The sequence below is a fragment of the Chryseobacterium sp. JJR-5R genome, from assembly GCF_034047335.1.
GTDB lineage: Bacteria > Bacteroidota > Bacteroidia > Flavobacteriales > Weeksellaceae > Chryseobacterium.
In genome coordinates this window covers 3,372,727-3,387,738 of record NZ_CP139137.1, presented here as the reverse complement: position 1 = coordinate 3,387,738, position 15,012 = coordinate 3,372,727, and the positions used below count along the sequence as shown (strand labels likewise).

The following is a 15,012-nucleotide window of genomic DNA, read 5'->3' as shown; positions in this document are numbered from 1 at the left end:
GACAGGCTTACCATGACCGGTCTAATACCAACTGTTTTGTTCGCTCGCGCCCCGACTTGAGTGGAGCTCTTTTTGTTATTGCGGTTCACAAAGAGTTCAACAGATTGCTTCAAGTGGTTCGCAATATCAAAAAAGCGGGAACGGAAGGCGGAAAAAGGCGCCCCAATAAATATTATTCAGTTAATTTAAAACAAATCGTTCGCCGTAATACTCTTGTCATGTTTTGTATAGTCCACCGGCCTTTTGGCAAAGAAATCATCCATTGAGTTGGCAAAAACCTCCTCTTCGAACCATTTCATCGGGCTGTACTGCTCTGCCGTGATGTTGTAGCGTTTTTCCATGTTGATCTTATCAAGGCTTTCATCCACACGGTATTTCATAAAGTTGATCAGGTCCTGTTTGGAGAATTTATCCAGTTCGCCAAGCTCGAAGATCCAGTCAAGAATTTCGCCTTCCAGTTCGATAGACTGATCAACAAGGGTATAGATATCTTCAATATCAGAATCCGTTAAAAGATCAGGCTGCTCCTCACGGATCTTATTGATCAGGTAAATACCGCCATTGGCATGGATCTGTTCATCGATAGAAGTCCAGGCGATGATATTGGAAACATTCTTCATGAACCCTTTAAATCGGGTAAACGATAAGATAATGGCAAACTGTGAAAACAGGGATACGTTTTCAATCAGGATACTGAATAAAAGCAAAGACGAAACATACTCTTTCGGCGTGGCAGAATTGGCATGCTTAAGGACATTGGATAAAAACTGAATCCTCTTTTTCAGGGCGGGAACTTCCACCACATGCAGGAATTCTTCATTGTAACCCAATACTTCAAGCAGCCTTGAATACGCCTCCGAATGGCGGAATTCGCATTCTGCAAAAGTGGCTCCCAAACCGTTCAGTTCAGGTTTCGGAAGATGATTGTACAGATTCCCCCAAAATGACTTTACCGAAACTTCAATCTGGGCAATGGCCAAAAGCGCATTTTTTACCGCGTTTTTTTCGTGCGGCTCCAGCTGCGACTGAAAATCCTGAACATCGGCAGTAAAATCCACCTCCGAATGTACCCAGAATGATTTGTTGATGGCTTCTGTAAACTGAAGAACTTCAGGATACTCGAACGGCTTATAACTTACTCTTTTGTCAAAAATTCCCATATGTAGAAGGTCTTAAATTAAAATGCTCATCAGATTGAATATGCTTAATCAATATCCAATAGATTGATTTATTGTTAATTGCGGATAAAAATCATTACCCTTGAATACTCTGTATCTTTCCATAAGATACAGGTACAAAGTTAGACAACAGGAACTGTATTTGAAAGAGGCAAACACTAAATGACTGAATTTTAACCTTAAAAGTTTTCCACATTTACATGAAAACCGCTTAGGTATTGACTTACACAGGATTGTTGTGAAAAAATATACATTATCAGCACATCAGAATTAAACAATTTTTTATAATCCACTGTGAATAAGCAGGAATAATGTTAAACATTAATTCCGGTAAAGAAAATTTTATTGTTGTAACAAATCCGGAATATATTCTACTTATTAGGCATAAACATCATACAACCATCATTAATGCTAATCATTCAGGACCTACATAAATCGTACGATACGGGGAAAAGCAAGCTTCATGTGCTGAAAGGAATTAATCTGAATATTTCCGAAGGCGAGTTCGTTTCGATCATGGGCAGTTCCGGTTCCGGAAAATCTACCCTGCTTAATATTATCGGGATCCTTGATGAGAAAGATACCGGCACCTATGAACTGGATAATGTTCCGATCGAACATTTGTCCGAAGTAAAAGCGGCGGAATACAGAAGTAAGTTTTTAGGCTTTATTTTCCAGTCTTTTAATCTCATCGGATATAAAACGGCATTGGATAATGTAGCACTTCCGTTGTATTACCAGAATGTACCCCGGAAGGAACGTGAGAGAAAAGCGATGGAGTATCTTGAAAAAGTAGGGCTGGCACAATGGGCTGGCCATTTGCCGAATGAGCTTTCAGGCGGGCAGAAACAGCGGGTGGCTATTGCAAGGGCATTGATAACGGATCCAAAGGTGGTGCTTGCCGATGAGCCTACCGGAGCCCTGGATTCCAAGACGACCCACGATATCATGAAGCTTCTTCAGGATATCAACAATGAAGGGAAAACCATTATCGTGGTTACCCATGAGCCGGACGTAGCCGCACAGACCAAAAGAAACGTGATACTCCGTGACGGGATTATCGAAAGCGATGCATTTATCAAGCAGATTGTGTTGTAGCGGGAAAACGGAGGCCGGAAATTTTTGGAAGTAATTAAATGAACTGTATGTTTTAGACTTTGTTCCTTATTTTTCTTCTGAAATAAAATTACATGGCAATAAATTAAATTAAAAACAGCGGCAGGATTGGAGAGACGCCTCACCAGTGTTCCGCTTCAAACTAAAATATATGTTCGACTTAGATCGTTGGCAGGAAATATTCAGTTCCATCCGCAGCAATGTATTGCGGACGGTGCTTTCCGGTTTTACCGTAGCGTTGGGATTATTTATCTTCATCGTGCTTTTCGGGATCGGTACGGGACTGCAGAATGCGTTTACGCAGGGCTTTGCACGGGATGCCCAGAACCTGATCTCCGTTTTTACCGGTAAAACAACGGTAGCCTACAACGGGCTGCAGTCTGACCGGGTAGTTACCATGAACAATGACGATTATGATTTCCTGGTTAATGTGGATAAAGAGAAAGTAGGGAATTCCACGGCAAGGTATACCTCCAACCTGCTGGTGAAATACGGCAGGGAAAGCGGGAATTACCAGATCAACGGGGCCAATATGGACGAACAGTATATCGAGAACCGGAAAATACTTGAAGGTCGTTACCTTTCGCCGAATGATATGGCGAACAAACAGAATGTTGCCGTTATCGGGAGGATGGTGCAGAGGGATTTGATCAAGAACGGGAGCCCGGTAGGAAAAGAGCTGAATATCAACGGAACCATGTTCAAAGTAATCGGCGTATTCTCTGATGACGGCGGAGACTGGGATGAAAGGCACATTACGGTTCCTATTTCTACCCTGCAGCAGATGAAAAAAGGATCTGATACGGTAAGTACAGTATACATTGCCTATGATGAAAAACTGGATCCGCAGCAGGCCATTAAATATGGTGATGAACTGAAGGAAAGGCTGAAATCAAGAAAAAATGTATCTCCCGAAGATGAAAACGGCGTAAGGATCTGGAATAACGCCCAGAATATGAACGAGACTTTTATGTTTATGGCAGTTCTTACCGCAATTGTAGGGTTTATCGGGATGGGTACCCTGCTGGCAGGAATCATCGGGATCAGCAATATTATGGTGTATATCGTAAAGGAGAGGACCAAAGAAATAGGCGTACGAAAAGCAATCGGAGCCAAACCACGGAGTATTGTTGCGCTCATTGTTCAGGAAAGTGTGGTAATTACCGTCATATCGGGATTTATAGGCGTAGGATTGGGCGTGCTGGCTTTACATTTAATCGGCGACAGCCTCGAAGAATATTTCATTAAAAGCCCGAGTGTGGGCTGGGGAACCATTTTTACGGCATTCATCGCACTGGTATTTTCCGGATTGATTGCAGGATTCGTCCCGGCGTACAGAGCGTCAAAAATCAAACCGATTGAAGCATTGAGGACCGAGTAATATAACACCACCGGAACCGCTGAAAAAAATACTTACAGACCATTATTGATAATCAAATAAAGTAAAGTGAACATATTACTGAAAAAAGATACCTGGCAGGAAATTTATTATTCTCTTAAAAATAATAAGCTCCGGACATTCCTCACCATGATCGGTGTGGGCTGGGGTATGTTTTTATATGTTGTCCTGCTGGGTTCTGCAAAAGGGATGGAGAACGGTTTCGATAAATTGTTTTCAGGCTTTGCCACCAACTCTATTTTCCTCTGGGCGCAGAATACCTCCATTCCGTACGACGGTTTCCCGAAAGGCCGGCAGGTGCACCTTCATCTTTCCGATATTGATATGCTGAAGAGAAAAATCCCGGACATCGATTATATTTCCCCTCAGAATTCAAGAGGGAGCTTTACCGGCACACCGGGGGAAGCCATGTCCAGAAACGGTAAAAACGGGACCTATTCATTAACCGGGGATTATCCGGTAGGCAATAAGATTTCAGAGAAAAAACTTATTTTCGGGCGTTACATCAATGACGCAGATGTTTCAGGAAACAAGAACGTAGCAGTAATAGGCGAAGAGATCTATAAAAACTTTTTCGATGCCAAAAAAAATGAAAACCCGCTGGGCAAGCCGGTCAATATCAAAGGAATTTTCTTCAACGTAGTTGGGGTGTTCAGGGTGAAAAAAGGAGGTGGTTTCGAAAATGACCAGACGGTGTTCATTCCGCTTTCCACCTATACCAAAATGTATAACGCCGCAGACCAGATTGATATGTTTGCAATTGTGAGCAAGCCCAATGCCAGCGTCAATTCCGTGGAAGAAAGCGTAAAGCTTGAGCTGAAGGCCAAAAATAAAGTATCTCCTGAAGATACCAATGCCTTCGGGAGTTTCAACCTGGGGAAAGAGTTTAAAAAACTGACAGGCTTTCTAACCGGCATGCAGCTGCTTACCATTATCGTAGGAACCCTGACGATTCTTGCGGGGGTAATTGCCATTTCCAATATTCTTTTGATTACCGTAAAGGAAAGGACAAAAGAAATCGGGATCAGAAGAGCATTGGGTGCAAAGCCTTCGGAAGTAAGGAATCAGATCCTGTTGGAGAGTGTGGTGATCACGCTTTCATCCGGGCTGCTCGGGTTTATGTTCGGGATCTTTGTGCTGATGATTTTAAATATGGTTACACAGGGCCAGGATGCCTTTCCTTTTTACAATCCTACCGTTAACTACGGGAATGTTTTTGCAGCCATGGCCGTAATGGTGGTTTTAGGACTGATTATCGGGATGATCCCGGCGCAGCGGGCTGTGAAGATAAGGCCGATCGAAGCGTTGAGAACGGAGTAAGTTATGAGTGATGAGTTATGAGTGATGAGTTATGAGTTGCCGGTTATGGGGTTTTGTAATGCATCATTTTTAAATAATTAAATTTTAAATAAAAAATAAACTATACATATGAAAAAGAAATTCACTTGGAAAAAAGCCGTTTATATCGTCTTAGGGCTTTTATTTGCAGTGGCCTTATTCTCCGGGATCGGATATCTTGTAAAATCCAATTCCAAAGAGAGCGAAGCGTTCCTTACGCGTAAACCGACCATCCAGAATATGGATGACAAGGTAATGGCAACAGGGAAAATTGTTCCGAAAGAAGAAATTGAAATCAAACCGAACATAGCAGGCATCATTGACAAAATTTTAGTGGAAGAAGGAGACCGTGTGGATGCCGGGCAGTTGATCGCCACCGTAAGGATTGTCCCGAATCTTGCCGATGTAAACAATTCCCAGCAGAATGTTCAGAATGCCCAGCTGCAGATCAGCAATGCCAAAATGAATGTTGAAAACATGCGCAAGCAGTTTGAAATGCAGGACAGGCTGTTCAAGCAGGGCGTTATTTCCAGACAGGAATACCTGAACGCCCAGCAGCAGCTATTTTCCCAGCAGCAGGCACTCAGAAATGCAAACCAGCAGCTGGTAACGGCACAGAAAGCATTACAGATTGCCAAAACCGGCGCGATCCCTGAACTGCAGGGCCTGGCGACCACGCAGATCCGCTCCAAAGCATCCGGAACCGTGCTGGAAGTGCCGGTAAAAGTAGGAAGCCAGGTCATTGAAGCCAATTCCTTCAATGCCGGAACCACCATCTGTTCCATTGCAGACCTTAATTCTCTGATCTTCCAGGGGGAAATTGATGAGGCACAGGCAGGAAAACTGAAGCAGGGCATGGATATGAATATTGTGATCGGAGCCCTTCAGAACAAAACATTCCCCGGAAGGCTGACCATGATTGCGCCGAAAGGAAAAGACAACAACGGGACCATTAAATTCCCGGTAGAAGGCGATGTGCACAACCCGAACAATGAATACATCAGGGCCGGGTTTTCTGCCAACGGTGAAATTGTGCTGAGCTCCAAGAAAAATGCATTGCTGCTGGATGAATCCCTGGTTCAGTACGAAAAGAAAAACGGTAAAGATGTCCCGTTTGTGGAGGTAAAACAGAAAGACGGCAAGTTTAAAAAACAATATATAAAACTGGGAGCCAGCGACGGCATTAACGTTCAGGTACTGCCGGGGTCGCCGATTGATAAAAATTCCGAGATCAAAGTCTGGAACCCTTCGGATAAAGATAAAGAAGAACTGAAAGACAAATCCAAGAAATAATAAACTTCATTATACGCTGCAAGCGGAAGCCCCGGGAATTTTCTCAGGGCTTTTTTCTTATCCGGATGAATTTCATTTTTTAACGGGAGCTGTTTCCCGCTTTCCGCTGCAATCTTTTTTTTCAAAAAAGGATTTTAACTGCAATCGGGGCTAGGGCGGCGGCTGTAATTTTATTACTGATTTGATGAATGGGAACTCAATATCTCATTGTGGTCCGGAAATGAATCCGTTAATGCCGCCGGGCGGTCACCTTCCGGCAAATGGATTTCCGTTTTAACTGCCGATTGAGATTTTCTTTGAACATTCCGGAATCGTTTGCCGGAAAACTGTATTTCTTTTCACCATGCTGCAGGTATGAGAATAGTATTGCGGTCATATAGCAGCAGTATTGTTTGTTTTAATTTTGTATTGAATAACATAACAGGGCATGCTTAAATCACACACCATTATTCAGGCATGAAGAAACAGTTAGTACCGAAAAAAACGGAAAATAACTCCTGCCAGGTGCTTTGTATGTAAAAATACCTTTTGCACAGGATACCAACACTGAAAACCCGGACATTGAGCTTACGGAATATGAATTTATTAAAATCGATCATTTCTATAAAATAGATGTGGACGGAGTTGTTGCCTGCGGGGACGATGCAGCGGTGATGCAATCCTTTGCCAGCGCCGTTGCGCAGGGAAACATAACGGCAACACTGGTGAAAGGGGAACTGTGTGAAAAGATTTTAATTGATGTAAATATTATTTATTATTATATTAAAATTTTTAGCAGGATTCCGTAGATCCGGGCAGGGCTTCCCGCGTCGTTTAGAAAATCAACCGGCTGTTCAGAATTGCCGGATATCTGATTAAAATTCTTGTGAACTGTTCATCAGTGAGCCGCATCAATAAATAATCCTGAACAGTCCGGGACTTATCTTATTTTTAAATCAGCTCAGAAACTTTATTTCCTTATCCTTAAATTTATTTTTAGATACCATTTTATTCATAGTAACGAGCATTTTTCTGCGGAGCTTAGCCAGTTTTCGGATGTTTTTGTCTTCGCTGTAATCAAAGATATTATCCTTGAAGCTGAAAGTGTCACCATCTTTAAATTCAATTTTATTTTTCTTTAATTCTCCAAGCAGCATCAGGTTGGTCATGCTTTCCAGAATATAATGTTCCGATCTTTCTAAATTTTTTAAAGTGCTTATTAACTGTTTTTTATATTTTTTCTTTCCCATAATTCTGGTGATTTTCTTTTTTAAGGTTGATGCAAAGATAAATTTTTCATAGATAGTGTTTTCAGACTATTCAAATTTTATTCCTATTCTGAAAATTTTAAGGTCCTGGAAAGATCTTTTCACAAAGATTATACGAAGAAAATTTATCTGAATGCTTATAAAATCTTCAATGATGAATCAATGATAAATTAATAAGCTGATTGATAATAATAATCCTTGGAAATTCCGTATTTTTGGCATTCAAAATCTAAATCTAGAAATAAATGGACATTATTTTTGACCTTATCGAAAAAGAAAGACAAAGACAAACCCATGGGATTGAAATGATTGCATCAGAAAATTTTGTTTCTGAGAATGTAATGAAAGCCGTGGGAAGCGTACTGACCAATAAATATGCGGAGGGATATCCCGGAAAAAGATATTACGGAGGATGTGAGGTAGTAGATGAGGTTGAAACTCTGGCCATCAACAGGGCAAAAGAACTTTTCGGCGTGGATTATGCAAATGTGCAGCCCCATTCCGGATCTCAGGCAAATGCAGCCATTTATCTGGCGGTTTTGAAGCCGGGAGACAAAATCATGGGGATGGATCTTTCTATGGGAGGCCACCTTACCCACGGTTCGGCTGTGAATTTCTCCGGGATCCAGTATGATGTGGTATCTTACGGCGTTCAGCAGGAAACAGGCTTGATCGATTATGACCAGATGAGGGAAGTGGCACTTAGAGAAAGGCCGAAAATGCTGATTGCAGGCTTCTCTGCCTATTCAAGAGACCTGGATTATGCCAAGTTCAGGGAGGTTGCCGATGAGATAGGTGCAACGCTTTGGGCAGATATTGCGCATCCTGCCGGCCTGGTAGCCAAAGGGCTCCTCAATAACCCGTTTGAACACTGCCATCTGGTAACCACCACCACCCATAAGACTTTAAGAGGCCCGAGAGGAGGAATGATCATGATAGGCAAAGACTTCGAGAACACATATGGGCATAAAACGCCGAAAGGAGAGACGAAAATGATGAGCCAGGTTCTGGACAGCGCTGTTTTCCCTGGGATCCAGGGCGGCCCGCTGGAACATGTGATCGCAGGTAAAGCAGTGGCCTTCGGTGAAGCTTTAGACCCTCAGTTTGAAACATACGCAAAACAGGTTCAGTCTAATGCGCAGGCTTTGGCAAAAGCAATGATTAACAGAGGATTTGATATTGTAAGCGGCGGAACAGATAACCACCTGATGCTTGTTGACCTTAGAAATAAAGGGGTAAACGGTAAAGAAACGGAAAAAGCACTCGTGCTTGCCGATATTACCTGTAACAAAAACATGGTCCCTTTTGATGATAAGTCACCGTTCACTACTTCGGGGATCCGATTGGGGACTGCGGCCATCACTACAAGAGGCTTGAAGGAAAATGACATGGAAACCATTGCAGAATTGATCTCTGAAGTGGTGGATAATATTAAAAATGAAGAAGGCATAACTTCTGTACGGAAGAAAGTAAACGAGCTGATGGAAGGGAAGGCCTTATTCAATTATTAACATCTGCCTCAATCAGAAAATATAAAGAATGGGCATTTTTGTTCATTCTTTTTTTATCAATATGGAAAAGAAATCCTATACTTTTGATGAAATAAAACTTAAGCTGGTAAACTACTGCGTTTATCAGGACCGGTGCCATGCGGAAGTGGAGCAGAAGATGAGAGAATTCCTGCTGATTGATGAAGCGAGAGAAGATATTATGCTTTATCTTTTAAGGGAAAATTACTTAAATGAAGAACGGTTCACACGAAGCTACATCAGGGGGAAATTCTATATCAAGCACTGGGGGAAAACCAAGATCAAAATGAACCTGAAACAAAAGCAGGTTCCCGAAAAGCTGATTAATAAATGCTTCGATGAAATTGATGAAGGCGATTATGAGAAAACCATCCGGAAAATCTATGAAGATTATTATTCAAAACAAAACGGACTGAAAGAATACCAGCGGAAATCAAAGACCATAAAATATCTGATGAGCCGGGGCTTTGAATATGAGAAAATAAATGATATTCTTGAATAAGCAAGGAAGTGTCCTAAGCAGATTATTATCTGAAATAAATACTTTATAATGATTTATTTGAAGTATCTTTTAATGATCGATATCCCTTCTGTTTAATCAGGTAACTATGCATAAACCGGAATAAATTTATTTTTTAAATTCAGGTTATAGATGAAATTTTATTTTAATTTTGCATGGATACTCAGGGAATATCCTTAAATATGATATTCCTGTTTATACTTTAATTTATATGAATACAAATAAAGACAATGTACGGTTCTCTTAGGAAAAGACTTTTTGGGGGAGATAATGTTGTCAGCCTCTCAGATGTAAGATACCTTCCCAGATGGATAATACTCGTAATCGATATTATTATTCTGGTAGTATCCTTGTTTCTTTCTACCTACATCATTGAGAAAATTACCCAGCAGGAATTTATTTACCATGAAGATAAGACCAATGTCTTTGTCTGCATTATCGCAATGAATGTTGTATTCATGTATATTTTTAAGACTTATGCAGGGATTATAAGGCATTCTACTTTTATAGATCTTTTTAAATTATTGATTTCCTGTTTCTGTACCATGTTTATGGTAGGTACAATCAATATGATTTACTTTTGGATAACCGGCGGCAAATTTATCCTCACCCCTTATTTAATCCTCTATTTTATCATTTCATTTATGGGATTGTTTCTTTTCAGATTATATGTAAAGGAGTTTTTTCATATTGTAAGGGAATACAGGAGAAGTACACTGAAGAAAAGAATCCTGGTGCTGGGCATTGATGAGCAGTCCATAGCCATTGCCAGGGCTATCCTGGATAATCCCAGCCTGCCGTATCATGTGGTAGGCTTCCTTACCCAGAGAACAGACTCCAAAAGGGCTTCATTACTGGGGAAACCTATATTTTCCAAAGATAAGATAGAAAGAAATACCAAAGAAGAACTTCTGGTAGACGGGGTCATCATCGTAAAAGAAATGATGTCTAAAGATGAAATGAACTCATGGGTAAACCTGTTTCTGGAAGAAGACCTTAATATCTTCAAAGCCCCTTCAGTACAAAAATTGCGGGACAGTGACCTTGGGGGGTCAATCCGAAATCTTCAGATTGAAGATCTGCTTAACAGGAAACCTATTAAAATTGAAAACGAAGAGGTCAGAAGCAGGCATTTTAATAAATCAATCTTAGTAACAGGCGGTGCAGGATCTATCGGCAGTGAAATTGTAAGACAGGTTGCACAATTCAACCCTTCGCTGATTGTGGTACTGGACCAGGCGGAAACTCCGTTATATGATATTGAGCTTGAAATGAAGGAAAGGTTCCCGCATATCAGGTTTAAATTTGTGCTGGCTGATGTTTCCAACAGGCACAGGATAGAGCCGCTGTTTCAGGCTTATAATTTTTCAATGGTGTATCATGCTGCGGCTTACAAGCATGTGCCTCTGGTAGAAGAAAACCCGCATGAAGGTATTTTAGTTAATGTCTTAGGCTCAAAAATTATTTCTACACTCTCCAGTAAATATAATGTGAACCGTTTTGTAATGGTGTCCACCGATAAAGCGGTAAACCCAACCAATGTTATGGGTGCTTCAAAGAGAGCGGCAGAACTTTTTGTACAGGCCTTGCAGGATGTCGACGGAAACACCACAAAATTCATTACCACAAGATTTGGGAATGTATTAGGATCAAACGGATCTGTAATTCCTCATTTTAAAAAACAGATAGAAGCCGGCGGGCCGGTTACCATTACCCATCCTGATATCGTACGGTATTTTATGACGATTCCAGAAGCCTGTGAGCTGGTACTGCATGCCGGAACTATGGGGCAGGGCGGTGAAATCTTTGTTTTTGATATGGGTGAACCGGTGAAGATATTAGACCTGGCGAGAAGAATGATCAAATTATCAGGATTTGAACCCAATATCGACATCAAAATTATTTATACGGGCTTACGTCCCGGGGAGAAGTTATATGAAGAACTTTTAAGTGACGATGCCAAAACGCTTCCCACCCATAATGAGAAAATAATGATTTCAAAAGACCCGACCATGAATTTTATAGAAATTGAAACCCTGGTTAATTCCATTACCAAAGCATCTTTACGAAAAGACAAAGTGGATGTGGTTAAGATTTTAAAAATAATCGTACCTGAATTTAGAAGTAATAATTCTATTTACGAAATACTCGACAAATAAAAAAATATAAAATGTATATTTGTACAATTTTAAAATATGATGAAAGGTAAAATATTTGCTGCAGTTGTTGTAGTATTCATCTTAGTTTCCTGTAAAACTAATCCTAATGCACATAATGATCTTAACTATATGCAGAATATAGAAAATGTTGCAGTAGAAAATTCAGCTAAAAATTCCCAGTCCACCATCCAGCCCGGAGATCAGCTTATCATCCTTGTCACCGCTAAGGATATGGATGTTGTAAAACCGTTTAATCAGAATTATTCTTCTTCAGAATTCATTCAGACGAATACTCTGGCGGGAGGCAACACCCCCGGCCAGGGAACCGTGAATATTTCGGGGCCATCTTATATTGTAAATGTAAACGGAGATATAGATTTCCCGATTTTGGGAAGGCTTAATACCTCAAATAAAACCTTCATCCAGTTTAAGGAAGAACTGAGCAGTAAAATGCAGGAATTTGTAACCAATCCTACCGTTAACATAAGACTGGCAAATTTCAGAGTGACCGTTTTAGGTGAAGTAAACAGACAGGGGGATTATACGGTTGCCAACGGGCAGGCAACTATTTTAAATGCTCTGGGCATGGCAGGCGATCTTACCATGTATGGTAAAAGAAATGACGTTTTGGTAATAAGGACAGAAAACGGACAGATTACCCATGGAAGAATAAATCTGCAGGATGCCAATCTTATTAATTCGCCTTACTATAATTTAAAGCAAGGTGATGCCATCATAGTATCTTCTAATAATACAAGGGATGCAATGTCTAAACAAAACCCTAATACGCCACTCATTTTATCTGCTATTTCAATAGGGGTTACAGCCATAGCTGTAGCAGTAGGTTTATTTAAGAATTAAAAAGAAAGATGACGAAAAAGAACAACCATGTAGTGGAAGCAGAGGATTCTGAATTGCATATCCGTGAAATAATACAGCCCTATATAAAACGCTGGTACTGGTTTGCAGCAAGTATGATCATTGCGCTTTTATGTGCATATCTATATTTAAGGAAACAGGTCGCCGTATTTGAAGTTGCTTCTACTGTACTTATCAAAGATTCCAAGCCAAGTGGCGGCGGGAACCAGGATTTTGCTGTTTTACGGGACATCTCCGGGATAGGAAAGATGGGAAGTAACGGAGTGGAGAATGAAATGGAAATCTTCAAATCTAAAAAGCTGATGAAAGAAGTGGTCAGAGTGTTGGGTTTGGAAACAGATGTTTTTAAAGGTGATGTAAAACATGAACTTTTCAGTGAAACATCTCCTGTAAAGGTAAGAATTATTCAGGAGAAGGAAACTTCTGCAAAAGTATCCCGTTTAATGAACTTAAAAATAGACGGGGAACAGCTGCAGATCAGTTCAGAAGGAATTCCTGTAATCACTTCAACATTTAATAAAGTGATTAATTTGCCGTTTGCCAATATCATGATATTAAAAAATGAGAAGTATTCCGGAAAGAAGGTTAAAGAGCTGCTGTTGGATATTTCGAGTTTAGATGATAAAGCATCTGCTTATCAGGCTGCACTTAATGTATCACTGGTAAATAAAGATGCAACGGTCATCAAGTTAGCCATGAACTACAGTGAGACGAAGAAGGCAAGAACCCTTATCAACAGATTGGTTCAGGCTTATAATGAAGATGCGATTGCAGATAAAAATACAGAATCCAATAATACCGCAAAATTTATTGATGACCGTATAACCCAGGTAGGAAGAGATCTAGGCCAGGTTGAAAATGAAAAGGAAAATTTTAAGCAGAGTAATAAAATTTCTGATATAGAAACTGAAACCAAACTGGGGCTGCAGACCAATGCAGAGGCCAAAAGCAAAGAGCTGGAAATCAATGCTCAGTTAGAGCTTACAGATGCTTTATTGGGATATGTTTCCAACCAGAATTCTTATCAGACGCTGCCGGGTAATGTAGGGTTGAATAATCCGAGTGCCACATCCAGCATCGGTACGTACAATCAGCTTGTTTTGGAAAGAAACAGGTTGCTGGGAAGTGCTACTCCGGAAAACCCTCTGGTTGTAGATATTACCAAACAGATCAATAACATCCGGGGTTCAGTGATCCAGAGTTTACAGAAAAACAAAACCGGGCTTCAACTGGCAAGAAACGGATTGTCATCTGAACAGAATAATATTTCAGGTAAAATTGCCAGAGTTCCTGCTCAGGAGAAACTTTTCAGGAGTATTGAGAGACAGCAGCAGATAAAAGAATCATTATACCTGCTTTTGCTGCAGAAAAGGGAAGAAACGGCAATTTCTATGGCCGTAACCGCTCCTAAAGCAAGAATTGTTGATGAAGCCTATGTAGGCATGCAGATTGCCCCAAAATCAATGGTTATCCTTTTATCAGGCCTTGTGCTCGGATTGGTGTTTCCGTTAGCGCTTATTTATTTACAGCAGCTATTCAACAATAAGGTAAGAACCAAGCACGATTTGGAAAAACTGACCCGCAAAAAACCCATTATCGGGGAAATTCCAAGTATGGAGCGCGGGCAGGATGAGCTTGTGAAAATGAACGATCTTTCACCAATGGCAGAATCCTTCAGGATTCTTATCACGAACATGAATTTTATGTTCCCTAAAAGCCTTAAGATGGGAAGGACCGTTTTTATAACCTCTACGGTCAAGGGTGAAGGTAAAACGCACGTATCTGTAAATCTTGCCCTGACGATGGCTACTCCTAAGAAAAAGATTGTTATTATCGGTTCAGATATCAGGAATCCTCAGCTGCAGAGATACAATGCGGCAAGAAAAGGATTGGCGGGCCTTACGGAATTCCTTTATGATGATCATGTTTCAGTAAAAGATATTGTTCATGAAAGTTCTTTTAATCCACACTTAGATGTAATATATTCAGGAAGTATCCCTCCGAATCCTACGGAATTACTATCTAACGGCAGATATGAAGATCTGATGGCAGAGCTCAGAACGAAGTATGACTACATTATTGTTGATACGGCTCCTTTGATGCTGGTAACAGATACTTTACTGATTGCTGATATGGCAGATGTTACGTTATACGTTACAAGATCTGGGCATACAGAGAAATCTTTAATTGATTTTGCCAATAAGCAGATTGAAAGCCAGAGAATAAAAAACACAGCTTTTGTACTTAATGACGTAAACAGGGAGTTTTTTGCCTATGGCAATAAATACGGGTACGGATACGGTGCAGACCACAAAAACTTTTTTGATAAAATAAAAAGTATTTTTAAATAACAA

12 protein-coding genes are annotated in these 15,012 nt (G+C 40.6%); 10 read left to right on the top strand and 2 right to left on the bottom strand.

From position 1 onward, the window contains the following. Positions 1 to 185 precede the first annotated feature (185 nt). The gene (locus SD427_RS14825; RefSeq protein WP_056220574.1) at positions 186 to 1,160 is read right to left on the bottom strand and encodes a ribonucleotide-diphosphate reductase subunit beta; all 975 of its coding nucleotides are present in this window, start codon (positions 1,158 to 1,160) and stop codon (positions 186 to 188) included. A 426-nt stretch (positions 1,161 to 1,586) separates the two neighbouring features. Here SD427_RS14825 and SD427_RS14820 point away from each other — a divergent pair, with 426 nt between their 5' ends. The 5 genes from SD427_RS14820 (at position 1,587) to SD427_RS14800 (ending at position 7,112) form a co-directional block, all read left to right on the top strand. Continuing rightward, positions 1,587 to 2,276, top strand: coding sequence for an ABC transporter ATP-binding protein (locus tag SD427_RS14820; RefSeq protein WP_320558575.1), 690 nt, complete (start codon positions 1,587 to 1,589; stop codon positions 2,274 to 2,276). Positions 2,277 to 2,445: 169 nt separating this feature from the next. Then, positions 2,446 to 3,675, top strand: coding sequence for an ABC transporter permease (locus SD427_RS14815; RefSeq protein WP_320558574.1), 1,230 nt, complete (start codon positions 2,446 to 2,448; stop codon positions 3,673 to 3,675). Positions 3,676 to 3,741: 66 nt separating this feature from the next. Beyond that, positions 3,742 to 5,013, top strand: a complete 1,272-nt coding sequence (locus tag SD427_RS14810) for an ABC transporter permease (protein WP_320558573.1) — start codon at positions 3,742 to 3,744, stop codon at positions 5,011 to 5,013. A 108-nt stretch (positions 5,014 to 5,121) separates the two neighbouring features. Beyond that, a complete protein-coding gene (locus SD427_RS14805; protein ID WP_320558572.1) occupies positions 5,122 to 6,324 on the top strand; it encodes an efflux RND transporter periplasmic adaptor subunit in 1,203 nt (400 codons plus the stop codon). 509 nt (positions 6,325 to 6,833) lie between these two features. Further along, positions 6,834 to 7,112, top strand: coding sequence for a hypothetical protein (locus tag SD427_RS14800; protein WP_320558571.1), 279 nt, complete (start codon positions 6,834 to 6,836; stop codon positions 7,110 to 7,112). 147 nt (positions 7,113 to 7,259) lie between these two features. On the opposite strand, the gene SD427_RS14795 is transcribed toward SD427_RS14800, so the two are convergent. Beyond that, positions 7,260 to 7,553 carry a hypothetical protein gene (locus SD427_RS14795; protein WP_320558570.1) on the bottom strand — a complete coding sequence of 98 codons (294 nt, stop codon included), beginning with the start codon at positions 7,551 to 7,553 and terminating at the stop codon, positions 7,260 to 7,262. 263 nt (positions 7,554 to 7,816) lie between these two features. Between SD427_RS14795 and glyA the strand changes: the two genes are divergently transcribed. From glyA to SD427_RS14770, 5 genes are all read left to right on the top strand, one after another. Beyond that, entirely contained in the window at positions 7,817 to 9,082 is a 1,266-nt protein-coding gene (gene glyA / locus SD427_RS14790; RefSeq protein ID WP_320558569.1) for a serine hydroxymethyltransferase, read from the top strand. Positions 9,083 to 9,143: 61 nt separating this feature from the next. After that, positions 9,144 to 9,602, top strand: coding sequence for a regulatory protein RecX (locus SD427_RS14785; RefSeq protein ID WP_320561048.1), 459 nt, complete (start codon positions 9,144 to 9,146; stop codon positions 9,600 to 9,602). A 248-nt stretch (positions 9,603 to 9,850) separates the two neighbouring features. Then, entirely contained in the window at positions 9,851 to 11,779 is a 1,929-nt protein-coding gene (locus tag SD427_RS14780) for a nucleoside-diphosphate sugar epimerase/dehydratase (RefSeq protein ID WP_320558568.1), read from the top strand. A 36-nt stretch (positions 11,780 to 11,815) separates the two neighbouring features. Further along, on the top strand, positions 11,816 to 12,640 hold the full coding sequence (locus tag SD427_RS14775; protein WP_320558567.1) for a polysaccharide biosynthesis/export family protein: 825 nt from the start codon (positions 11,816 to 11,818) through the stop codon (positions 12,638 to 12,640). A gap of 8 nt (positions 12,641 to 12,648) precedes the next feature. Further along, positions 12,649 to 15,009: a polysaccharide biosynthesis tyrosine autokinase gene (locus tag SD427_RS14770; RefSeq protein WP_320558566.1), complete on the top strand. Its 2,361-nt coding sequence runs from the start codon at positions 12,649 to 12,651 to the stop codon at positions 15,007 to 15,009. Positions 15,010 to 15,012: the final 3 nt, after the last annotated feature.